General features: G+C 72.7%; 23 protein-coding genes. 15 read left to right on the forward strand and 8 right to left on the reverse strand.

Annotated features, from left to right (window positions below; translation table 11 throughout):
• Window positions 1-44 precede the first annotated feature (44 nt).
• A complete protein-coding gene (locus tag ELQ39_RS28845; RefSeq protein WP_242594800.1) occupies window positions 45-1547 on the forward strand; it encodes an LVIVD repeat-containing protein in 1503 nt (500 codons plus the stop codon).
• Here the strand turns inward: ELQ39_RS28845 and ELQ39_RS28850 are convergent.
• The 4 genes from ELQ39_RS28850 to ELQ39_RS28865 form a co-directional block, all read right to left on the reverse strand.
• Complete coding sequence (locus ELQ39_RS28850; protein WP_242594802.1) at window positions 1535-2212, reverse strand: TetR/AcrR family transcriptional regulator; 678 nt, start codon at window positions 2210-2212, stop codon at window positions 1535-1537. The genes ELQ39_RS28845 and ELQ39_RS28850 overlap by 13 nt on opposite strands.
• Window positions 2213-2298: 86 nt before the next feature.
• Window positions 2299-3081: a phosphatase PAP2 family protein gene (locus ELQ39_RS28855; RefSeq protein ID WP_242594804.1), complete on the reverse strand. Its 783-nt coding sequence runs from the start codon at window positions 3079-3081 to the stop codon at window positions 2299-2301.
• Between the two features lie 314 nt (window positions 3082-3395).
• Window positions 3396-4331, reverse strand: a complete 936-nt coding sequence (locus tag ELQ39_RS28860; RefSeq protein ID WP_242594807.1) for a M56 family metallopeptidase — start codon at window positions 4329-4331, stop codon at window positions 3396-3398.
• Between the two features lie 127 nt (window positions 4332-4458).
• Window positions 4459-5013 carry a DUF5134 domain-containing protein gene (locus tag ELQ39_RS28865; RefSeq protein WP_242594810.1) on the reverse strand — a complete coding sequence of 185 codons (555 nt, stop codon included), beginning with the start codon at window positions 5011-5013 and terminating at the stop codon, window positions 4459-4461.
• 170 nt (window positions 5014-5183) lie between these two features.
• Between ELQ39_RS28865 and ELQ39_RS28870 the strand changes: the two genes are divergently transcribed.
• Together ELQ39_RS28870 and ELQ39_RS28875 are read left to right on the forward strand one after the other, a co-directional pair.
• Window positions 5184-6965, forward strand: coding sequence for an FUSC family protein (locus ELQ39_RS28870; RefSeq protein WP_242594812.1), 1782 nt, complete (start codon window positions 5184-5186; stop codon window positions 6963-6965).
• Entirely contained in the window at window positions 6962-7549 is a 588-nt protein-coding gene (locus ELQ39_RS28875) for a MarR family winged helix-turn-helix transcriptional regulator (RefSeq protein ID WP_190003747.1), read from the forward strand. Before ELQ39_RS28870 ends, ELQ39_RS28875 begins: the two co-directional genes overlap by 4 nt.
• Before the next feature lie 108 nt (window positions 7550-7657).
• On the opposite strand, the gene ELQ39_RS28880 is transcribed toward ELQ39_RS28875, so the two are convergent.
• Window positions 7658-8056, reverse strand: coding sequence for a VOC family protein (locus ELQ39_RS28880; RefSeq protein ID WP_225626318.1), 399 nt, complete (start codon window positions 8054-8056; stop codon window positions 7658-7660).
• 138 nt (window positions 8057-8194) lie between these two features.
• Here ELQ39_RS28880 and ELQ39_RS28885 point away from each other — a divergent pair, with 138 nt between their 5' ends.
• Window positions 8195-8737, forward strand: a complete 543-nt coding sequence (locus ELQ39_RS28885) for a GNAT family N-acetyltransferase (RefSeq protein WP_225640765.1) — start codon at window positions 8195-8197, stop codon at window positions 8735-8737.
• 22 nt (window positions 8738-8759) lie between these two features.
• On the opposite strand, the gene ELQ39_RS28890 is transcribed toward ELQ39_RS28885, so the two are convergent.
• The gene (locus ELQ39_RS28890; RefSeq protein WP_242594814.1) at window positions 8760-9443 is read right to left on the reverse strand and encodes a glycerophosphodiester phosphodiesterase; all 684 of its coding nucleotides are present in this window, start codon (window positions 9441-9443) and stop codon (window positions 8760-8762) included.
• A 254-nt stretch (window positions 9444-9697) separates the two neighbouring features.
• On the opposite strand from ELQ39_RS28890, the gene ELQ39_RS28895 reads away from it, so the two are divergent.
• The 4 genes from ELQ39_RS28895 (at window position 9698) to ELQ39_RS28910 (ending at window position 13607) form a co-directional block, all read left to right on the forward strand.
• Window positions 9698-11095 (forward strand): DUF6421 family protein, encoded by a 1398-nt coding sequence (locus tag ELQ39_RS28895; RefSeq protein WP_225640764.1) that lies wholly within the window; start codon window positions 9698-9700, stop codon window positions 11093-11095.
• A gap of 38 nt (window positions 11096-11133) precedes the next feature.
• Window positions 11134-11880 (forward strand): SDR family NAD(P)-dependent oxidoreductase, encoded by a 747-nt coding sequence (locus tag ELQ39_RS28900; protein ID WP_225626321.1) that lies wholly within the window; start codon window positions 11134-11136, stop codon window positions 11878-11880.
• Window positions 11877-12947, forward strand: a complete 1071-nt coding sequence (locus ELQ39_RS28905; RefSeq protein WP_190003752.1) for a threonine aldolase family protein — start codon at window positions 11877-11879, stop codon at window positions 12945-12947. Before ELQ39_RS28900 ends, ELQ39_RS28905 begins: the two co-directional genes overlap by 4 nt.
• A gap of 87 nt (window positions 12948-13034) precedes the next feature.
• The gene (locus ELQ39_RS28910; RefSeq protein ID WP_242594816.1) at window positions 13035-13607 is read left to right on the forward strand and encodes a transglutaminase domain-containing protein; all 573 of its coding nucleotides are present in this window, start codon (window positions 13035-13037) and stop codon (window positions 13605-13607) included.
• A gap of 21 nt (window positions 13608-13628) precedes the next feature.
• Here the strand turns inward: ELQ39_RS28910 and ELQ39_RS28915 are convergent, their stop codons facing one another.
• Together ELQ39_RS28915 and ELQ39_RS28920 are read right to left on the reverse strand one after the other, a co-directional pair.
• Window positions 13629-14366 (reverse strand): hypothetical protein, encoded by a 738-nt coding sequence (locus ELQ39_RS28915; protein ID WP_242594817.1) that lies wholly within the window; start codon window positions 14364-14366, stop codon window positions 13629-13631.
• Between the two features lie 200 nt (window positions 14367-14566).
• Complete coding sequence (locus tag ELQ39_RS28920; protein ID WP_242594818.1) at window positions 14567-15295, reverse strand: lysophospholipid acyltransferase family protein; 729 nt, start codon at window positions 15293-15295, stop codon at window positions 14567-14569.
• 253 nt (window positions 15296-15548) lie between these two features.
• Here ELQ39_RS28920 and ELQ39_RS28925 point away from each other — a divergent pair, with 253 nt between their 5' ends.
• The 7 genes from ELQ39_RS28925 (at window position 15549) to ELQ39_RS28955 (ending at window position 21008) form a co-directional block, all read left to right on the forward strand.
• Window positions 15549-15902, forward strand: a complete 354-nt coding sequence (locus ELQ39_RS28925; protein WP_391668103.1) for a TlpA family protein disulfide reductase — start codon at window positions 15549-15551, stop codon at window positions 15900-15902.
• A 228-nt stretch (window positions 15903-16130) separates the two neighbouring features.
• Complete coding sequence (locus tag ELQ39_RS28930) at window positions 16131-16640, forward strand: flavin reductase family protein (protein ID WP_190003757.1); 510 nt, start codon at window positions 16131-16133, stop codon at window positions 16638-16640.
• A gap of 218 nt (window positions 16641-16858) precedes the next feature.
• On the forward strand, window positions 16859-17647 hold the full coding sequence (locus ELQ39_RS28935) for an electron transfer flavoprotein subunit beta/FixA family protein (RefSeq protein WP_093765563.1): 789 nt from the start codon (window positions 16859-16861) through the stop codon (window positions 17645-17647).
• Between the two features lie 61 nt (window positions 17648-17708).
• A complete protein-coding gene (locus tag ELQ39_RS28940; protein ID WP_190003758.1) occupies window positions 17709-18671 on the forward strand; it encodes an electron transfer flavoprotein subunit alpha/FixB family protein in 963 nt (320 codons plus the stop codon).
• Between the two features lie 210 nt (window positions 18672-18881).
• A complete protein-coding gene (locus ELQ39_RS28945; RefSeq protein WP_242594819.1) occupies window positions 18882-20195 on the forward strand; it encodes a DUF6986 family protein in 1314 nt (437 codons plus the stop codon).
• A gap of 76 nt (window positions 20196-20271) precedes the next feature.
• A complete protein-coding gene (locus ELQ39_RS28950; RefSeq protein WP_190003760.1) occupies window positions 20272-20769 on the forward strand; it encodes a DUF2975 domain-containing protein in 498 nt (165 codons plus the stop codon).
• On the forward strand, window positions 20769-21008 hold the full coding sequence (locus tag ELQ39_RS28955) for a helix-turn-helix domain-containing protein (RefSeq protein WP_225626325.1): 240 nt from the start codon (window positions 20769-20771) through the stop codon (window positions 21006-21008). Before ELQ39_RS28950 ends, ELQ39_RS28955 begins: the two co-directional genes overlap by 1 nt.
• Window positions 21009-21429 lie beyond the last annotated feature (421 nt).

Raw genomic sequence — 21429 nt, forward strand, 5'->3', positions numbered from 1 at the left:
GGTGCCACACCGTTCCGACGTGAACGGAACCAGGGAGGAAAACAGTGATCCTGTTGAGCGTTTCCCGAACCCGGCGGAGACGGCTGGGAGTTGCCGCGGCAGCGGGCGGCCTGCTGGCCGCGCTGCTCACCGCCGCGCCCGCCGCGGCGATCCCGGACCCGGGGGACTCGCCCACCGCCGCGAAGGAAGTGTCCCGCAGCGACCAGGCCGAGGCCCGCGCCGCCATCAAGAGCGGTGAGATACCCGGCCAGGACGAGATCGTCCACTCCGCCAACATCGAGCACGTGGCCAGCATCCCCAAGGACGTGCTGTCCGGCACCAACTCGGACCTCGCCTTCCAGGGGAAGTACGCCTTCGCCGGCAACTACGACGGCTTCCGCATCTTCGACATCAGCAACCCGGAGAAGCCCAGAACGGTGGCTCAGGTGCTGTGCCCCGGGTCGCAGAACGACATCTCCGTCTCCGGCGACCTGCTCTTCCTGTCCACGGACTCCTCGCGCAGCGACAGCAGCTGCAACAGCACCACGCAGCCCGCCACCGAGAAGTCCTCCTGGGAGGGCATGAAGGTCTTCGACATCAGCGACAAGCGCAATCCGCGCTACGTCGCGGCCGTCGAGACCGCCTGCGGCTCGCACACCCACACGCTGGTTCCCGACCGCAGGAACGTGTACGTCTACGTCTCCTCCTACTCGCCCAACGCGGCCTACCCGGACTGCCGGCCGCCGCACGACGGCATCTCCGTGATCAAGGTCCCGCGCAAGGCCCCGCACAAGGCCGCCGTGGTCGGGTTCCCCGTGCTGTTCCCGGGTGAGGGCCCGGACGGCGGCGGCAACCCGGGCGCGCCCACCAACCCGGGCGTCTCCAAGACCACCGGCTGCCACGACATCACCGTGCTGCCCTCGAAGGACCTGGCCGCGGGTGCCTGCATGGGTGACGGCATCCTGTTCTCCATCAAGGACCCCGAGCGCCCGAAGGTGATCGACCGGGTCCAGGACAACGTCAACTTCGCGTTCTGGCACTCGGCGACGTTCAACCAGAGGGCCGACAAGGTCGTCTTCACCGACGAGCTGGGCGGCGGCGGCGCGGCCACCTGCAACGCGGAGATCGGTCCCAACCGCGGCGCGGACGGCATCTACGACATCGTCGGCAAGGGCGACCGCAGCAAGCTGGTCTTCCGCAGCTACTACAAGATCCCCCGCCACCAGGCGGACACCGAGAACTGCGTGGCGCACAACGGCTCGCTGATCCCGGTCCGCGGCCGTGACCTGATGGTCCAGGCCTGGTACCAGGGCGGCATCTCGGTGTGGGACTTCACCAACTCGTCCAAGCCGAAGGAGATCGCCTACTTCGAGCGCGGCCCGCTGTCCACGGACCAGCTCCTCACCGGTGGCTCCTGGTCGGCGTACTACTACAACGGCTACATCTACTCGAACGACATCGCCAAGGGCTTCGACGTCCTGAAGATCGACGACAAGCGCACGGACGCGGCCCGCTGGGTCCGTATGCAGGAGCTCAACGTGCAGACGCAGCCGGACTACTTCGACTGAGTCCCCGGGTCCGTCGCGAAGAACCGGGCCATGTCCGTCCGGTCCTTCTCCTTCGTCCCGCCGGCCCCCTCGGGGTCCGGCGGGACACCCATCTCCCAGTCCAGCCGGTAGCGCTTGAACAGTTCGGCGCGCAGCACCGGCACGGACATCGGCGCCCCCGGCATCACCGCCGCGTAGACGGCGCCCATCAGCAGTGCCCGCAGCATCGGGTAGTCGGCCCCGACGTCCCGCGAGCCGTGCCGGGTGACGGTGTCGCTCAGCAGCTCCGCCAGCCGCCGCTGCTCGGGACACGGCAGGAATCCTTCCGCCTGCAGCAGCCCCGCCATGTGCTGGCGCATCAGCACCGGCCGGTCCCGCGCCAGGCCCAGGATCGCGTCGATGGCCCGCGCCATCCGCTCCCTCCCGTCGTCGGTGCGCGGCTCCCGCTCCAGCGCCTCCTCCAGGGTGCGGTGCATCAGCCGGTGCACGGCCGACTGCACGAGCTGGCGTTTCCCCGGGAAGTAGTACGACACCAGACCCCGCGCGGAACCGGCCCGGTCGGCGATGTCGGCCAGTGTGGTCGCCTCGTACCCGCGCTCGTCGACCAGCTCGACGGCCGCGTGCAGCAGCCGCTCCTTGGAACGCCGACGCAACTCTTCATTGACCAGGGCGCTGCGCGGGGACATGCTGGACTCCTGCGTTGACTGGCTGCCAGCCAACTATACTCAGCGCACCTGGAAGGGCCCCTGGCGGGTCCTCTTCGGGCTGCCGTTCACCTCGGGCGACGCGGGGGATCGTCCGAGGTGAGCGGTTCGGGCGAGGGCGACGGCGGGCGCGCGGCGCCGGACCGGCCCGGCGCCGCGACTCCGTCCGCGGGGCGCAGCCGCCGGTGCACCATGATCGCCGCGACCACCGTCAGCGCGCCGAACAGCCAGCCGCCCAGCACGTCCGTCGGCCAGTGCACGCCGAGCCAGACGCGGGTGAGACCGACGCCGGCCACCGAGATCACCGCCACCACCAGCGCCGTACGCCACAGGACGGGGCCCACGCCGTGGCGGCGCAGCAGCCACAGCAACAGCCCCAGCACGACCGTCGCGGTCATCGCGTGCCCCGAGGGGAAAGCGGCGTAGTGCGCCGTGTCCACCGGGTCGGACCACACCGGCCGCTCCCGCCCGAGCGCCGCCTTGAGCCCCTGCTGCACGGCTGTGGCCAGCGCCACCACCACGACCAGCCATCCCGCCGTCCACCGGGCGGCCGGACGCCGGAGCATCAGGACCACGGCCACCGCGCACAGCAGACGCATCGTCCAGGGGTCCCATACCCAGTCCGTCAGCACGCGGGCCGCCTGCGTCAGCCCGTCCTCCGCCACCGCCCAGCGGTGCGTGGTGCGGGAGATGCCGCCGTCCAGGTCGAGCAGCGGCCGCCACTCGACGGCGACCAGCGTCAGCAGCAGCGCGGAGGCGGCGCCGAGCAGGACGGCCGGCGCCAGCGCCGAGCGGGCGGGCGTGCGGCGTCCGGGGGGTGCGGGCGGTGCGGGGGCGTGGGGGGTGCGCATGGGGTGATCCTCGCCGACCGAGGTGCACCCGGGCCAGGACCCGGCACACCCGGTCCTGCCTCGTCGGGGCCGTCGCTACCCCAATGCCCGCAATTCGAGCAGCAACGCCACGGGGACGGCGGCGAGCTCCGGTGCCGGTGACGCGGGTGCGGTCAGCCGTGGCCGGCGGCTCGCGGTCGGTCGGTCGCCGGAACTCAGTGGCGGGTGCGGCGGTGGCGGATCGTGGGGCGGCTTGCCCGAGGGCCTGCGGTTCCGGGGGGAACGCCGCGCGTTCGACAAGCGCGTACCCGGGTCGGCGTGCCGGGTGTGCGGGCTTATCCCAGTGCCCGCAAGCCCGGCAGGAACGCCACGAGGACGGGAAGTGCCGGCACCAGCGAGGCGGCCGCGGTCAGGCGCAGCCGGCGGCTCGGGGGAAGGCGGTCGCCGGGGGTGAGCAGTCGGTGCACCCGGGCCGGGACGTGTGCCTGTGCGGTGGGGCAGGGGCCGAACACCCCGCGGTCCTCGTTCAGTTCGACCAGGGCGAGAGCCGTGGTGAGCCGGCCGAACCGCCGGGACGCCGTGTCGTCCGCGGCGAGTTCCACCAGCCGGTGCATCTCGTCCCGGAACGCGGAGAACACCGGCACCTGCGGGAAGCCGTCCGCCAGCGCCGACGAGCAGTGCAGCAGCCAGTCGTGCCGGGCGCGCGCGTGACCGCGCTCGTGGGCCAGCACGGCGTCCAGCTGCCGTCCCTTCAGACGCTGCAACGCGGCTGTCGTCACCACCAGTTGGGGCGGGGAGCCGGGCAGGCACCAGGCGTCCGGACGCCCGCCCTCCAGGACCACGAGCCGGTCGGAGCCCGGCTCCTCGCCGGGCAGCAGCGGGGCACGGCGCCGCAGTTCCGCGCGGCGCGCCCGGCGCCGGGCGCGGGCCCGCGCGATCTCCCGGACCAGCATCGCGCCGCTCCACAGCCCGCCGCACGCCAGCACCACGGCGGTGACACGCGCCCACAGGCCCGCCGTGCCCAGCGTGTACGCCTCCACGACCGCCACCGGCGCGCCGGTGAACACATGCCCGCCGACCGCCCGCCAGGCCGCCGCCGCGCTGAACGTCATCGACAGGGCGCAGCACAGCAGCACCGCCGCGATCACGCACTGCCAGGCCCACAGGGCCACCACCGGTTCACGGTCCGGCCAGTCCGCCCGCGCGAGCAGCCGGGGACCCACGACGGCGGTCAGCGCACCGAGCAGCAGCAGGACCGCGGGGAGGATCATGGCAGCAGCCTAGAAGCGCGGACGCCCCCTGGATACGGGCCCGCGGCCCGAAGTGACGCAGACAACGGTCCCGCCCCGACGGCCGAACGGCCCCTCGCCCGCCCTCGGGTCACCGCCCTCGCGCGCCTCACATCGTCAACAGCATCGCCACCATCGCGATCCCCATCGACAGACGACAGGCTCGCGCCAGTTCTGGACGGTCGCCCCACCCGGTGCCGGGCCCGGTGCCCGGCCCGCCCGCCACGGCGGCCACCGGCACCAGCCGCGCGCCCGTCACCAGCACGTACGCCGTGAAGTACAGCAGCAGGACGACGGTCAGCGCCGGTGTGCCCCCACCGCCGTGATGCGCCCCCTGAGGGGCGGCCGCCATGGCCACCGCCATATGGACCATCGCGCCCGCGCCCACCACATGGTGCAGATGGCGCGCGGAGGCTCGGGCCGCCCACAGCGCATGCAGCCCCGCCGCCCCGAACACCGCCGCCCACAGCGGCCACGCCCACGCCGGTGGAGTGAACACCGTCGCCGGTACGGCCATCGCCGCCATTCCGAACCCCATCAGCGCCTCGCCGCCCGCCGCCCGGCGCTGCTCCTCCACGCTGCTGCGCATCCGCAGCAGGCAATAGGCGGCGGTCACTGCGCAGAGCGCGACCAGCAACCAGCCGGACGATCCCGGTCCGTGCACGCGAACCCCCCTCGTACCGCTCCACCGGACGGTCAGGGGATGCCCGTGCCCGACGGCGTGTACGCGAGCGCGAGGGGGTACGCGGGGGGCTCCCGGGGGGCGCGGGCGAATCACGCGGGCGAAACACGGGAAATCATTCACAGGTAAAATACCTGTTAACCTTGTTTCTCATGAGCAGTGCCACCCCCACGCGCGTCCGGCGCCTCCCTGTCCTCGGCGCCCTGCGCCTCGGGCGACCCTCCGACGTCTGGTTCAAGCCCGCACTCAGCGTGGTCGCGGCCGTCGCCCCGCCCAGCCTGCTCCTGGTGGTGCTCGGCCGGCTCGACCTCGCCGCGTACACGATGGCGGGGTCGCTGTGCGCCCTGTACGCGCACAACCGCCCGTACGCGGCCCGCGCCAAGGTGCTCGCGTGGGTGGTCCTCGGCATGCTCGGAGGGCTCGCCGTGGCCCTGCTCGCCGCGTCCCTGACCCGGAACGCCGTCGTCCTGGTCACCGTCGGCGCCCTGCTGGCCGCCGTGCAGAAGGTGATGTGCGACGCCACGCGGGTCGGGCCGCCCGCGCATGTCATCCTCACCTTCGTCAGCTCCGCCGCGCTCTTCGTTCCGCAGACCCTCGGCCAGGTCCCCGGCCATCTCGCGCTCGCCGCGGCGGCCGGGGCATGGGCCTGGCTGGTGGGCATGGCTCCCGCCCCGCTCCGCCCGCACGGCCCGGAGCGGCGGGCCACCGCCCAGGCGCTTGACGCGGCCGCCGCGTACGCCGAGACGGCGCGCGGCGACGAGGAGGGCGCCGGGGCCAGGTCCGCCGCGTACGCCGCCGTGCACGCGGCCTGGCAGACCCTCCTCGCGGCAGGGGACCGCCCCTCCACGGCCCGCCGTGCCCTCGAGCGGCTCGTCGTCCGAGCCGAGGTCGCCCTCGCGGCCGCGGCCGACGCCGACCCCGCCCGGCTGCGCGCCTGGGCCCGCGCGGTGCGTGGCACGGGCCGGATCCCACGCACGGGGGATCCGCGTCGGGACGGCGACGGCCCGCACCGGGACGACGGCGGCCCGCGTGGGACGGACAGCGGCGCGCGCCTCGACGGTGACGGCCCGCGCCAGGACGGCGGCCCGCTCGGCGAGCGGGACGAACTCGTCGGGGTGGCCGCCGAGCGGGCTGTCGCACCGCGTCCGCTGTGGAGCCGGCTCGGGCCGCTCGCCCCCGTCGCCGTCCGTAGCGCCCTCGGCTGCGCCCTCGCCGGCTACGTCTCCCTCGCCCTCGGCGCCGACCGTCCCTACTGGGCGCTCGTCACCGCCGCCTCCCTCTACCAGGCCAACATCACACTCACCTGGAGCAGGGCCGTGCAGCGCGTCGTCGGCAACCTCGTCGGCGTGCTGCTCTTCGGGGCCGTCACCCCCGTCGCCCAGCTCGGCCCGCTCGCCCTCGTGCTGTGCATCCTCGCCTGCAACTTCGGCGCCGAGGCGCTCATCGGCCGCAACTACTGGCTCGGAAGCGTCTGCGTGACCCCGCTGGCGCTGCTCGTCACCGAGCTGCCCGGCTACCAGCCCACCGGCGAGCTGGTCACCGACCGGGTCGTGGACACGCTGGTCGGCGCCCTGGTCGGCTTCGTCGCCGCCGTCGCCGTCACCGACCGGCGGGCCGGCCGGCGCGTCGAGCGGGCGCTCACCGCCGTGGACCACGCCCGCGAGCGCGCCGCCCGCCTCGCGGCCGACCCCGCGGCCACGCCCGCCGCCCTGGAGGCCGCCCGCCGCGCACTCGCCGCCGCCGTGGTCGACCTGCGCGCGACCGCCGACGCCGCGGCCGGAGAATGGTGGCAGCGCGCGCTGCCCCAGGAACGGGTGGTGCTCGCCGAGCAGGCGGCACACCGTACGCTCGCGGCGACGGTACGACGCCAGGGACTCCTCCCGGGCCCCGGCACCACCAGCACGTACACGCACACGGAGGGCGCATCGCCATGACGGCGACCCAAGGGCCATCGGCCGGCGACGGTGTCATCGGCACGCCGGACACCTCGAGCACCGCGGACACGCCCGTCTCCGGGCGCGACACCGTCGCCGAGGTCGTCCGGCAGTGGCGGGCGGTCCACCCCGACCTCGACACCGGCCCCATGGAGGTCATAGGCCGCATCAACCGCTGCGCGGCCCTCTTCCAGCAGGCCGAGGACGCCCCGCTGCGGCGGGCCGGGCTCACCCGCCCGGAGTTCGACCTGCTCGGCGCGTTGCGCCGCACGGGGCACGAGCTGACGCCCAGCGAGCTGGCCCGCGAGACGTTCTCCTCCGGCGCCGCCGTCACCAAACGGCTGAAGCAGCTCACGGAGCGGGGGCTGGTCGAGCGCCGGGGTGACACCCGGGACCGGAGGGTGGCGCACGTGCGGCTCACCGACGCGGGGCGGGAGCTGGTGGACGGCATTCTGCCGTCGCAGCTGGCCTACGAGAACGCGGTGTTGTCCGGGCTCGGCCCGGTCGAGCTGGGGGACCTGGCCGGTCTGCTCGGGGGGTTGCTGGCGCAGTTGGAGGGGCGCCTCGGCGCGCTGCGGGCGTAGGGGTGATCGTCCCGGGGGCCGGGCGTAGGGGTGATGGTCCCGGGGGCCGCGCCCCGGCCCGCCCCTCGGCCCTGGCGGGCCTCGTGCTCAAACACCGGGCGGGCTGAATCAGATCCCCGGCCGGTACCGCAGCGGGTGCTCCTTCGGCACCTCCACCAGCACGATCGGCGTCCCGTCCGGGTCCTCGATCCACATCTCGATCAGACCCCACGGCTCCTTCACCGGCGGACGGACGATCTCCACGCCCCGCGCGGTGAGCTCCTCCCGTGCCGCCTCCGCGTCCTCCACCTGGAGCCACAGCCGTACATCGGGCGAGCCCGCCGGGGACGCCTCCGCGCGGCCCGAGAGTTCCAGGAAGCCGCCGCCGAGGAAGTAGACCGTGCCGCGCTCCGGGCCGGTGCCGAACTCGCGGTGGACGGCGAGGCCGAGGCGGCGGCCGTAGAAGTCGCGGGAGCGCTCGGGGTCGGAGGGGCGGAGCAGGACACGGCTGCTGAGTACGTGGACCATGCGGCCGAGCGTAGAGGGACGGGGCGGGCCCCGCCGTCCGGAGAGTGGACCGGCCCTCCTGGGACCAGGAACCGCGCGTTAATCTCGGCCCGTCCCGGCCACGTCGAAAGAGACCCGCACGAATCGAGGAACCGCGCCATGGGAACCGCCGCCGACACCGCACTGACCTTCCGTGATGCCACCGACGCCGACGTGGACGCCCTCGTCGAGCTGATCGAGTCGGCCTACCGGGGGGAGTCCAGCCGCACGGGATGGACCACCGAGGCGGACATCCTGCACGGGCAGCGGACCGACCGCGAGGGTGTGCTCGCGGTCGTCGAGGCGCCGGACAGCCGGCTGCTCACCGTGGAGCGCGAGGGCAGGACCGTGGCCTGCTGCCAGCTCGAACACCGCGGTGAACACGCCTACTTCGGGATGTTCGCGGTCAGCCCCGCCCTCCAGGGCGCGGGGCTCGGCCGCACCGTCCTCGCGGAGGCGGAGCGGCAGGCACGCGAGGGCTGGGGCGTGACCGAGATGCACATGACGGTGATCACCGTGCGCGAGGACCTGATCGCCTGGTACGAGCGGCGCGGCTACCGCCGTACGGGACGGACGACGCCGTTCCCGTACGGCGACGAGCGCTTCGGCATCCCGCAGCGCGACGATCTGGAGTTCGAGCTGCTGGTCAAGGAGCTGGCCTGACCGTCGTACGGCGTCCGGCCGCTCACGCCGTGAAGCGGCCGGTGCGCTTGATCTCCGGGTAGTCGGTGGTCGCCCCGTCCAGCTCCAGCGCCCGCACCAGCCGCAGGTGGTCCTGGGTGTTGACCACCCAGCCGAACACCGACAGGTCCGCCTTGCGGGCGTGCTCCACGACCTCCAGGGTGATCCGGCGGATGTCGAGGCACAGCCGCGAGGCGCCGACGGCGACCGCCCGGTCCACCACGTCGGTGCCGTAGCGGCCTGCCACGAGCGCCGTGCGCACGCCGGGCACCAGCCGCCGGATCTCGGCGATCGCCTCGTCGTGGAAGGACGCGACCTCCACACGGTCGGCCAGCCCGCGGTCGTTCATCACCTCGGCCAGTGCCTGGGCCGCGCGGACGTCCTTGATCTCCGCCTGGAGCGGCGTCCGGACCGCGTCCAGCACCTCCGTGAACAGGGGGACGCGCTCGCCGCGCCCGGCGTCCAGGACGCGCAGTTCGTCGAGGGTCTTGTCGGCGATGGCGCCCGTGCCGTCCGTGGTGCGGTCCACGCGCGCGTCGTGCATCACCACGAGCGCGCCGTCCTTGCTCAGATGCAGATCCAGTTCGATGACGTCGAGCCCGGCCTCCTGGGCGGCGACGAAGGACCGAAGGGTGTTCTCGGGCTCGACGCCCATGACTCCGCGGTGACCGATGGTGAGGAAGTTCAAGATCCGACCTGCTTCCGTCGACGGCGGCGGGGGGCCGCGTCCCTACGGCCCTCTGGGACCGTATCGCCTCTGCCCGCGGCGTCCAGAGGCTGAATCCGTAACGCATGGAGCGCCGCCGGACGGGGTAACTCGCAGGAAAAAATGCGGCGATGCCCCGGGTAAGGCAGGATAATTTGCTGAGGTGCCCCTTGCTGGGAGGAACCCCCTGTGTATACGGTCAGGCGTACGCAAGGTTCTCCTGTGGAGGATGGGACATGACGGAAATTCTTGTGCAGCAGGGTTCGGGGGAGCGGATTCCTTCGATGACCAGGGTGGTGGAGCACCCGGCATGGCCCGTGCTCAAGGATGCCGTGGAGCGGATCCGGCCCTGGCAGTCCAAGGACGGCTCGATCGACTTCGAGGCCGAGGGTGCTCCGTCCCGTGCCGACGCGGAGCACGCCGTGCGCACCGTGATCGGCGCGGTCGAGGAGCTGTCCCCGCTGCTCCCGCACGACCGCGCGTACCACGAGGCCCTGGGCAAGGACCTGGCCCGCTGGGCCGAGGGCGGCTTCGAGGTGCCCGACTTCCTCGACTCGCTGCTGGCCTTCCAGCCCGCCGCGCACCGCGAGGACGGCCTGCAGCACCTGGTCGTCTTCCCGATGTACACGCAGAACGGCAACCCGGACCGCAACCTCGAGGCGGTCGTGTTCCGCATGGTCTGGCCCGACTGGCTGGCCGAGCTGGAGCGCACCCGCTACGACAACCCGCTCTTCTGCGGCATCACCTTCGAGGACTTCACCGCGGGCTACGACACCAACTCCGCGGTCCTCTTCCCCGAGACCATCGCCGTGCGCGAGGCCCCCGAGCGCTTCACCTGGGGCGCCATCTTCTGCGACCGCGAGGCCGCCCGCTTCCGCCGGGTCACCGAGGCCGCCGTCGACATCCTGGGCCTCGAGCTGCCCGCGGACGTCGCCGCCATGGTCCACGACCAGAAGCGCTGCGAAGAGGCCTTCGTGCTGTGGGACATGATCCACGACCGCACGCACAGCCACGGCGACCTGCCGTTCGACCCGTTCATGATCAAGCAGCGCCAGCCGTTCTGGATGTACGGCCTGGAGGAGCTGCGCTGCGACCTCACCGCCTTCAAGGAGGCCGTGAAGCTCGCCGGCGAGGGCGTGCCGCAGGCGCGTGACGTGCAGATCGCGGTCATCTTCGACCGCATGTTCCGCTTCCCGGTGACCGGCGAGCGGGTCCGCAACTACGACGGCCTCGGCGGCCAGCTGCTCTTCGCCTACCTGCACAAGCACGACGTCGTCCGCTGGACCGACAACAAGCTCTCCATCGACTGGGAGCGCGCCCCGCAGGTCACCAACGAGCTGTGCGCGGAGATCGAGAAGCTCTACCGCGACGGCATCGACCGCCCCAAGCTCGTCCACTGGTTCGCCGGCTACGAGCTGGTCTCCCGGTACCTCTCCCCGCACCCCGGCTCCAAGTGGGCCAAGGGCCCCGAGGCCCTCGACCTGTCGCTGCCGCCGCGCAAGCTCGTCGATGACGTGCTTCCGGACGAGTTTCCGCTGAGCATGTTCTATGAGGCCCTGTCCAAGAAGCTCAAGAACGTGATCGCCTCGACCAAGGGCATCACGGCGGACGGCGCCGAGCAGGTCGCCGCGTGAGCGATCTCGTCCACAACACTGCTCAGGAGGCGAGAACCATGGGGAACGGGGCGCTCGAAGGCGCGGTGATCGCGGTGGCCGGCGCGGGCGGGCCCGCGGGACGCGCGGCCCTGCTCAGGCTGGCCGAGGCGGGAGCGACCGTCGTCGGCTCGGACAACGACCCGGAGCGGCTGGCGGCGGCCGTGGACGCCGCGCGGTACGCGCACGGAGGCGCGACCGTCACCGGCGAGACGGTCGACCTGCTCGACCTGGAATCGACCCGCGACTGGGCCAACCGCACCGAGAAGGAGTTCGGCCGCGTCGACGGACTGGTGCACCTCGTCGGCGGCTGGCGCGGCAGCGAGACGTTCACCAAGACCAGCCTGGACGACTGGGACTTCCTGGAGATGCTGCTGGTGCGCACCGTGCAGCACACCAGTCTCGCCTTCCACGAGGCGCTCCAGCGCAGCGACCGCGGCCGGTACGTCCTGATCAGCGCCGCCGGCGCGACGAGGCCGACCGCCGGCAACGCAGCGTACGCGGCTGGCAAGGCCGCCGCCGAGGCGTGGACGCTGGCCATGGCCGACTACTTCCGCAAGGCCGGGGGCGAGCAGGGGCCCACCTCGGCTGCTGCCATCCTGGTGGTGAAGGCGTTGGTGCACGACGCGATGCGCGCCGACCGCCCCAACGCGAAGTTCGCGGGCTTCACGGACGTCAAGGACCTGGCCGAGGCCATCGTCGGGGTCTGGGACAAGCCCGCCGCGGAAGTGAACGGAAACCGTCTGTGGCTGACCGAGAAGCCGTGAACCCCCCGAGGACCGACGCGCGTCGTCATCACGACCCCGACGTCCGCGGTTTCGCCAGTGACAACTACGCCGGGGCACACCCGGAGGTGCTCGCCGCCCTGGCCCTGGCCAACGGCGGGCACCAGGTCGCCTACGGCGAGGACGCGTACACGGAGAACCTCCAGCAGGTGATCCGCAGCCACTTCGGGCCCACCGCCGAGGCCTTCCCGGTCTTCAACGGCACCGGGGCCAACGTCGTGGCGCTCCAGGCCGTCACCGACCGCTGGGGCGCGGTGATCTGCGCGGAGAGCGCCCACATCAACGTGGACGAGGGCGGCGCGCCGGAGCGGGTCGGCGGCATCAAGCTGCTCACCGTGCCCACCCCGGACGGCAAGCTCACCCCGGAGCTCATCGACCGGCAGGCCTACGGCTGGGACGACGAGCACCGCGCCATGCCCCAGGTCGTCTCCATAGCCCAGGCCACCGAGCTGGGCACGGTGTACACCCCGGACGAGATCCGCGCGATCTGCGAGCACGCCCACGCGCACGGCATGAAGGTGCACGTGGACGGCTCCCGGCTGGCCAACGCCGCCGCCACGCTGGACGTGCCGCTGCGCACGTTCACCAACGCGGTGGGCGTCGACCTGCTCTCGCTGGGCGGCACCAAGAACGGCGCGCTCTTCGGCGAGGCGGTCGTGGTGCTGGACCCGGACGGCATCAAGCACATGAAGCACCTGCGCAAGCTGTCCATGCAGCTCGCCTCCAAGATGCGCTTCGTGTCCGTGCAGCTGGAGGCCCTGCTCGCGCGGGACCTGTGGCTGCGCAACGCCCGGCACGCCAACGAGATGGCCCAGCGTCTCGCCGAGGGCGTGCGCGCTGTGCACGGTGTGGAGATCCTCTACCCGGTGCAGGCCAACGCCGTGTTCGCGCGGCTCCCGCACGACGTGAGCGAGCGGCTGCAGAAGCGGTTCCGCTTCTACTTCTGGGACGAGGCCGCGGGCGACGTCCGCTGGATGTGCGCCTTCGACACCACCGAGGACGACGTGGACCGGTTCGTGGCCGCCCTCAAGGAGGAGATGGCCCGCTGACCCGTCGATTCCGACGTCATGCATAGGTATGCGATCGACCGAAAAGTCATTGACTCTCGGTCGGTCGCCTACCTATGCTCCGGCGCCATGCAGCTGATCCAGGAAAACCCGGACCTCTCCGCCTACTTGGTCGCCGACGAGGCGATCGACCACCACCATCCGAAGGTCCGGGAGGTGTCCGCATGCCTGGCCGCCGATGTTCATGCCTCGTATGAGTATGCGCAGGCGGCCTTCGAGTACGTACGCGACCGCGTCACCCACTCGCAGGACGCCGACGACCCACGCGTGACCTGGCGCGCCTCCGACGTGCTGGAGCAGGGCACCGGCATCTGCTACGCCAAGGCCCACGCCCTGGCCGCGCTGCTGCGCGCCGAGGACATCCCGGCCGCGCTCTGCTACCAGCACCTCGGCGTGGTGCACGGACTGGTCGCCGTGCGCTTCCACGGCGCGTGGCACCGGCAGGACCCGCGTGGCAACAAGCCCGGCGTGGACGCGCGGTTCTCCCTCGGCGGCGAGCGCCTGGCCTTCACCCCCGACCCGTCGAAGGGCGAGACGGACCACCCGGTCCTGTACGCCGCACCGCACCCGGCCGTCCTGCGCGCCCTCCGGAACGCCGCCGACCGGGCGCACCTGTGGCGGACGCTCCCGACCGCGCTCTGACGTCCGGCCCGGGTGCGAGGGTCACCGTCGTCCCGGACGCATGAGGGCGAGATCGTCCCCCCACGCGTCGAGGACCGCGCCGAGCCCGGCCCCCCGCACCGCCGCCTCGACCCGGGCGAACAGACGCTGCTGCGCGGGGACGTCGCCCGTGGCCGAGATCCGGTCCACGGCGCCCAGCAGGCCGCCCGTGTCCCAGCCGGGCAGCGGGTACCGGTCCAGCTCCCAGCGCAGGTACTTGTTGTAGGGGCGGGGCCGGCGGTCCAGCGTGAACAGCAGCTCCAGCAGGAAGCCGGCGCTGTCGGCCGCGTCGAGGCGTGCGGCGAGCGGCTGACCGTCCCGGGCGTTCTTGACCGAGCGGTAGAGGGAGTTGGCGTAGGCGTCGAGCAGGTCGCCGGCCCGTGTGAACGCCTCGTCGGCGTCCAGCCGGGCCTTGTCGGCGAGGACGCGGGCGATGCCCCCGTCCAGCCGGTCGAGCACGACGCGGGCACGGGCCAGGGCGTAGCGTTCGTGGCCCCCTGCCGCGCGGAACGCGTCGAGGGGGAGGACGACGAGGTCCAGCTCCGGGCTGCGGTGGCCCGTGAACCGGGCGAGGCCGGTGGCGGCGCCGTCGGCGAGGACCACGTACACGTCGTGGTCGGAGCGGCGGGTGGCCATGCCGTCATGGGCCCGGGAGCCCTTGAGGACGAGGCCGACGACCGCCGGATCGGCAGTGGCGAGCGCGACGAACTCGTCGTAGGACAGCTGCGGGTGGGTGGTCATGTGCGGACCTTCAGGGGTGCGGGCGGACATACCGACCGGGGCCGCCCCCGAGCAGGGGTGCCCCGCACCGTGTGCGGCGGCTCGGGGCCGCCGCCGGGAAGGTCAACGCACGGCCGGAAGCCTACGCGTCGCGCCGCGGGAGCGCAGCAGGTCCCGGGCGCGCGCTCGGCACGGCCGCCCGGGACCCGGGAGGAGAGGACTCAGCGGGCCTCCGCCTCGCGCACCTGCTCCGGGGTGGGGGCCGTGCCGCCGAGGTGGGCCGGCATCCACCAGGTGTCCTCCGGGCTCCTCGGCCGCACCGGGTACGCCCGCTGCGCAGCCTCCAGCAACTCCTGCACCCGCTCGCGCAGCTGACGGGTGATCGCGCCCGCGTACTTGTCCTTGGACGCCTCGATCGCCTCGCCCACCCGGATGGTGATCGGGATGTGGCTGCGCTTGAAGTTGCGCGGGTGGCCCTTGGTCCACAGCCGCTGCGTGCCCCACACCGCCATCGGGATCAGCGGGACGCCCGCCTCCTGGGCCATGCGCGCGGCACCGGACTTGAAGCTCTTCAGCGTGAACGACTGCGAGATCGTCGCCTCGGGGAAGACGCCCACGATCTCACCGGCCCGCAGCGAACGCAGCGCGTGTTCGTACGCGGCCTCGCCCTGCGTGCGGTCCACCGGGATGTGTTTCATGCCGCGCATCAGCGGGCCGGAGACGCGGTGCCGGAACACCGACTCCTTGGCCATGAAGCGGACGAGCCGCTTCTGCGGCAGCGCCGCCAGTCCGTTGAACACGAAGTCGAGATAGCTGATGTGGTTGCTCACCAGCACGGCGCCGCCCGAGCGCGGGATGTTCTCCGAACCCTGGCAATCGATCTTGAGATCCCACGCCTTGAACAGGGTGCGGGCGAAGCCGATCACGGGCCGGTAGACAAGTTCTGCCATGGGCGGGTCGGAACCCTTCCTTCTCTGCCTGGGAAGGGGGTCTCCCAGTCGAAGTTACGCAGCCGTAGGTTTACGGCCTGTCGGTGATGCTGCCCCAAGAACGGCCGGTGAACCAGTCCCGGCACCGGTCCTCGGCGGAGATTCTCGTCACGTTCCGCCGGTCGACCTCGGGTTTTGCGGTGCGGGCGGGAATGTTCGCGGCCCCTGGGACGCTGGAGCCGGTTGGACGTGACATCCAGGGCGGGAGCGGCGAGTGCGAGGCAGTGACGACACGGGACGGTCCGGCGGCGACGGCGGAGCGCGGTCCGGTCTCGCGGCCGAACTCGGCGCGGAGATGGGCGAGCGCGCCACACTGGTGCAGTTCTCCAGCGCCTTCTGCGCGCCGTGCCGGGCCACCCGCCGGGTGCTGGGCGAGGTCGCGGCCATGGTCCCGGGCGTGGCCCACGTCGAGATCGACGCCGAGGCCCGCCTGGACCTCGTACGGCGGCTGGGCGTCGAGCGCACCCCGACCGTGCTGGTCCTCGACGCGGAGGGCCGGGTCGTGCGGCGCGCGGCCGGACAGCCGCGCAAGGCGGACGTGATCGCCGCCCTGGGCGCGGCGCTGTGACGGCCGTTGCGATCATGGTGAGACATCTCCCATCGACGGCGGCCCACTTGACGCTCCGCGCTCGTTGTCGTCAGCCTGACACCAAGTCGTCGGGGTCGTCGGGTCTCCCTTGCCGCCGTCGGGTACCCGGCCCCCTCCCGGCCGTGACGCCCGCGTCCCGCGTGCGTCGCGGCCGGGCCGGTGAGCAGCCGCGCACCCGCTCGTGACCCCTCCCAGAAGGACTGTTTCATGACGGCAACGTCCGACCTCGGCGCCGCCCGGCCCGCCTCGCCCGACCTGCTGCGCTCCGTCTTCCGCCGGCACCCGGCGGGGGTCGCGGTGGTCACGGCGCGCGGCCGTTCCGGTCCGGTCGGCTTCACCGCCACCTCCCTCGCCTCCGTGTCCGCGGAGCCGCCGATGCTGTCGTTCGGCGTGTCCACGGGCGGTTCCAGCTGGCCCGTCATGGCGGAGACCGACCATGTCGGCGTGCATCTGCTGGGCGAGCACCAGCAGGATCTCGCCGCGACCTTCGCGCGCCGTGGAGCCGACCGCTTCGGTCCGGGCACGGCGTGGCGGGAGGGGCCGGAGGGAGTGCCGGTGCTGGACGGCGTGCCCGCGTGGATGGTGTGCCGGGTGACGGCGCGGGTGCCCGCGGGCGACCACCGGATCGTGGTGGCCGAGGTGCTGCTCGGCGACCCCACAGGACATGGCCGCCCTCTCGTCTACCACCAGGGACGCTTCAGCGGGCTGCCCGACTGAGGTGTGAGGGACGGCGGTCGCGGGCCGGAGGAGTTCCGGTTACGCTGCGTTGCGAAGGTCACAGTTCAAAGCGCTTGCTTAGCGGGCAGGAACTGAGTGTACTGACGAGTAATATTTCGATCGGAGCGTGGGTCGCCCCGACCGGGACCGCCCGCTTGAGGCGCCTATGCTGCCTGCAGGCAGGCAGCCAGAAATGACGATGCAGTAGGAGAGCCGGCGTGAGCTTGAGGATCGTTGTCACTGTGAAGTACGTGCCCGACGCCACTGGCGACCGGCACTTCGCCGATGACCTGACCGTCGACCGTGACGACGTGGACGGTCTGCTCTCCGAGCTGGACGAGTACGCGGTCGAGCAGGCGCTGCAGATCGCGGAGAACTCGGACGACGACGTGGAGGTCACCGTCCTGACCGTGGGTCCCGAGGACGCCAAGGACGCGCTGCGCAAGGCGCTGTCCATGGGCGCCGACAAGGCCATCCACGTCGAGGACGACGACCTGCACGGCACGGACGCCATCGGCACCTCCCTGGTGCTGGCCAAGGCCGTCGAGAAGGCGGGTTACGACCTGGTCGTCTCCGGCATGGCCTCCACCGACGGCACCATGGGCGTCGTCCCGGCGCTGCTCGCGGAGCGCCTCGGCGTGCCGCAGGTGACGCTCCTGTCCGAGGTGAACGTCGAGGACGGCAAGGTCACCGGCCGCCGCGACGGCGACGCCGCCTCCGAGCAGCTCGAGGCGTCCCTCCCCGCGGTCGTGTCGGTCACCGACCAGTCGGGCGAGGCCCGCTACCCGTCCTTCAAGGGCATCATGGCGGCCAAGAAGAAGCCGGTGGAGTCCTGGGACCTCTCCGACCTCGACATCGACGCGGACGAGGTCGGCCTGGAGAACGCCTACACCACGGTGGAGTCGGCGTCCGAGCGCCCGGCCCGTACCGCGGGCACGATCGTCAAGGACGAGGGCGAGGGCGGCAAGCAGCTCGCCGAGTTCCTCGCGAGCCAGAAGTTCATCTGAGCCGCAAGGCACGGCTCGCTTCCCGCCCCTCATACTTCGCAAGCAGGAGAGAAGAAGTCCCATGGCTGAAGTTCTCGTCTACGTCGACCACGTGGACGGCGCCGTCCGCAAGCCGACCCTGGAGCTGCTGACCCTCGCCCGCCGCATCGGCGAGCCGGTCGCCGTGGCGCTGGGAGCCGGCGCCGGCGACACCGTCGCCGCGCTCGCCGAGCACGGCGCGGTGAAGGTCCTCACCCACGAGGCCGCCGAGTACGCCGACTACCTGGTCGTGCCGAAGGTGGACGCCCTCCAGGCCGCGGTCGCCGCGGTGTCCCCGGCCGCCGTGCTGGTCCCGTCCTCCGCCGAGGGCAAGGAGATCGCCGCCCGTCTGGCGCTGCGCCTCGGATCGGGCGTCATCACCGACGCCGTCGACCTCGAGGCCGGCGACGAGGGCCCGGTGGCCACCCAGTCGGTGTTCGCCGCCAGCTACACCACCAAGTCCCGCGTCTCCAAGGGCACCCCGGTCATCACGGTGAAGCCGAACTCGGCCGCCGTGGAGGCCGCCCCGGCCGCCGGCGCGGTCGAGTCCCTGAGCGTCACCTTCTCCGAGCAGGCGACCGGCACCAAGGTCACCGGCCGCACGCCGCGTGAGTCCACCGGCCGTCCGGAGCTCACCGAGGCCGCGATCGTCGTCTCCGGCGGCCGCGGTGTCAACGGCGCGGAGAACTTCTCGATCATCGAGGCCCTCGCCGACTCGCTCGGTGCGGCCGTCGGCGCCTCGCGTGCCGCCGTCGACGCCGGCTGGTACCCGCACACCAACCAGGTCGGCCAGACCGGCAAGTCGGTCTCGCCGCAGCTGTACATCGCCAACGGCATCTCCGGCGCGATCCAGCACCGCGCGGGCATGCAGACCTCGAAGACCATCGTGGCCGTCAACAAGGACGCCGAGGCCCCGATCTTCGAGCTGGTCGACTTCGGCGTCGTCGGCGACCTGTTCGACGTCGTCCCGCAGCTGACCGAGGAGATCAAGGCCCGCAAGGGCTGATCACCCCCGGAACCGTCCGAGGCCCCCGCGACCGCACCGGTCGCGGGGGCCTCGTCGTGTTCCTCAGGGCGCGGTGGCGGGGCGGACCGGCCCGTAGGACGGTGTTGACCGGCACGGAGACCGACGGATACCGTCCTTCAACGAATTGTTGAATTCGCATCGCGGAAACGCGGCGCCGGTTACCGGATCGCGGACATCTGGGAGGGTGGCATGGGCCAAGGGCAGCAGGAGCGGGTGCCGACGAGTCTCACGGGCGCCGTCGCCGAGGAGATCGGCGCGTCCCTCGCACCGGTCGACGCCGCACTGGAGCGCCTGTACCCCGGCGACCCCGGCACCCGTCAGCCCGTCCACACCGTGTACGTCCCCGGCGACCGGTTCACCGCGGACACCGTGCGCGCCTGGGGCGACCAGGCACTCGCGGCACTGGACGAACACGCTCCCGACGCCGCGTCCTTCGGCGCCGTCCTCGGGATGGACGGCCCCCTCGCCGAGGACGTGTACGCCCGGGTCCGCGCCAAGCTGGAGCGCGAACCGGTCGAGGATCTGCGCGTCGACTTCGAGGACGGCTACGGCCACCGCCCCGACGCCGAGGAGGACGAGACCGCCGCCCGCGCCGCCCGGCTGGTCTCCGAGGCCGCCGCGCACGGAACGCCGGCCACCGCGGCTCCCTGGACCGGCATCCGCATGAAGTGCATGGAGGCGGCCGTCCGCGACCGCGGCATCCGCACCCTCGACATCTTCCTCACCGGTCTGATGCGGGCCGGCGGACTGCCCGACGGCCTCGTCCTCACCCTCCCCAAGGTCACCTACGCCGAGCAGGTCGCCGCCATGGCCCGGCTGCTGGACGCCTTCGAGAAGACCTGGGGCCTCGAACCCGGCCGCATCGGCTTCGAGATCCAGATCGAGACCAGCCAGTCCGTCCTGGCCGCCGACGGCACCGCCGCGGTCGCCCGCATGATCCAGGCCGCCGACGGCCGCGCCACCGGGCTGCACTACGGCACCTTCGACTACAGCGCCTGCCTCGGCGTCCCGGCCCCGTACCAGTCCTCCGACCACCCCGCCGCCGACCACGCCAAGGCCGTCATGCAGGTCGCTGCCGCAGGCACCGGCGTACGGCTCTCGGACGGCTCGACCAACGTGCTCCCGGTCGGTCCCACCGCCCAGGTCCACGACGCCTGGCGGCTGCACCACGGCCTCGTCCGCCGCGCCCTCGCCCGCGCCTACTACCAGGGCTGGGACATGCACCCCGGCCACCTTCCCACCCGTTACGCCGCCGTCTTCGCCTTCTACCGCGAGGGCTTCGCGACGGCCGCCGCCCGTCTCCGGCGGTACGCCGAACGGTCCGGCGGCGACGTGATGGACGAGCCGGCCACCGCCAAGGCTCTGGCGGGACATCTGCTGCGGGGGCTGGACTGCGGCGCCCTGGACGAGGCGGAGGTGACGGGCGAGAGCGGTCTGGACCGCGCCGGGCTGGAGGCTTTCGCCTCACCCCGGCGCGGAGGCCTGACGGTCCCGGCGCAGTGAGGGGTCGGCAGCCCGGGATTGCGTAGCCTATCGAAAATCGATAGATTCCCATCGTGCTTCAAGTGAAGGAGTGGCGATGGGGCAGGTAACCGTGCTCGCGCTGCGCGCGGTGATCGCGACGCTGCTGGCGGGCTCGCTGGCGGTGCAGACGCTGATGGTGCCGCTGCTGGCGAGCGATCTGGACGGGCTGGACGAGCGGTACGCCTACGTGCGGACCCCGCTCCTGGCCGTCGTCGTGCTCATCGTGCTGGCCGCCCAGACGGTGCTGATCTGCGTCTGGCGGCTGGTGACGATGGCACGCCGCGGCACGGTCTTCTCCTACGCCGCCTTCCGCTACGTCCACATCGTGATCGGCGCGTTCGTCGCCGCGGCCCTGCTGGTCTTCACGCTCGGCGCGCTGCTGGCGCCCGGGGAGGCCGTGGCGCCCGGCGTCGTGCTGCTGGTCGGCGGGGTCGGCCTGGCGATCGCGGGCATCGCGCTCGTCGTCCTCGTCCTGCGGATGCTGCTGGCCCAGGCCGTGGCGCGGGAGCTGGAGGCGTCGCGGATGCGGGCCGAGCTGGCCGAGGTGATCTGATGCCGATCGCCGTCGACATCGACGTGATGCTCGCCCGGCGCAAGATGTCCGTGGGCGAACTCGCCGAACGCGTCGGCATCACCCCGGCGAACCTGGCCGTCCTGAAGAACGGCCGCGCGAAGGCGGTCCGGTTCACGACGCTCGCCGCGCTGTGCGAGGTGCTGGAGTGCCAGCCGGGCGACCTGCTCCGCTACGAACCCGACCACGCGTCCGCGGAACCGGCGACGAACTCGGCGTAGCGCTCCGGCTTCGCCGGCGCCTTGGCCGCCTGGTGAGGTGAGCCGCCGGAACGCCTGCTCCGGCCCGGTTCCGGCCAGCGTGCAGGCGTCACGCGCACCGCACGGGCACCGCCGGGCCGCGGCCCTCCCGTCCGTGACCGGCCGTCGCGTCGGCAGGCGCGGCCGTCGACGGATCAGCCCGCGGACGGGCCCGTACCGGTTCACCGTCTGCGGACGGACCGGTCGCGCCGCCCGCGACCCTCGACAACCGTCTCGCACCCGGGTGCACCGCCTCGGCCTCAGCGGCACGGACCCCGACGACTGCCGTGGGGGCCGGCCTCGCCCCGGCCCGTGGCCACCCGGACCGGGGCGCATGCTGTCGGCCGCGTGGCGTCGACCGGCCATGGGCGCGGGCGCGGGGCGCCCCGCGCAGACGCAGGCG

Origin of the sequence: Streptomyces sp. GB4-14 (genome assembly GCF_022696125.1) — a bacterium.
GTDB lineage: Bacteria > Actinomycetota > Actinomycetes > Streptomycetales > Streptomycetaceae > Streptomyces > Streptomyces werraensis.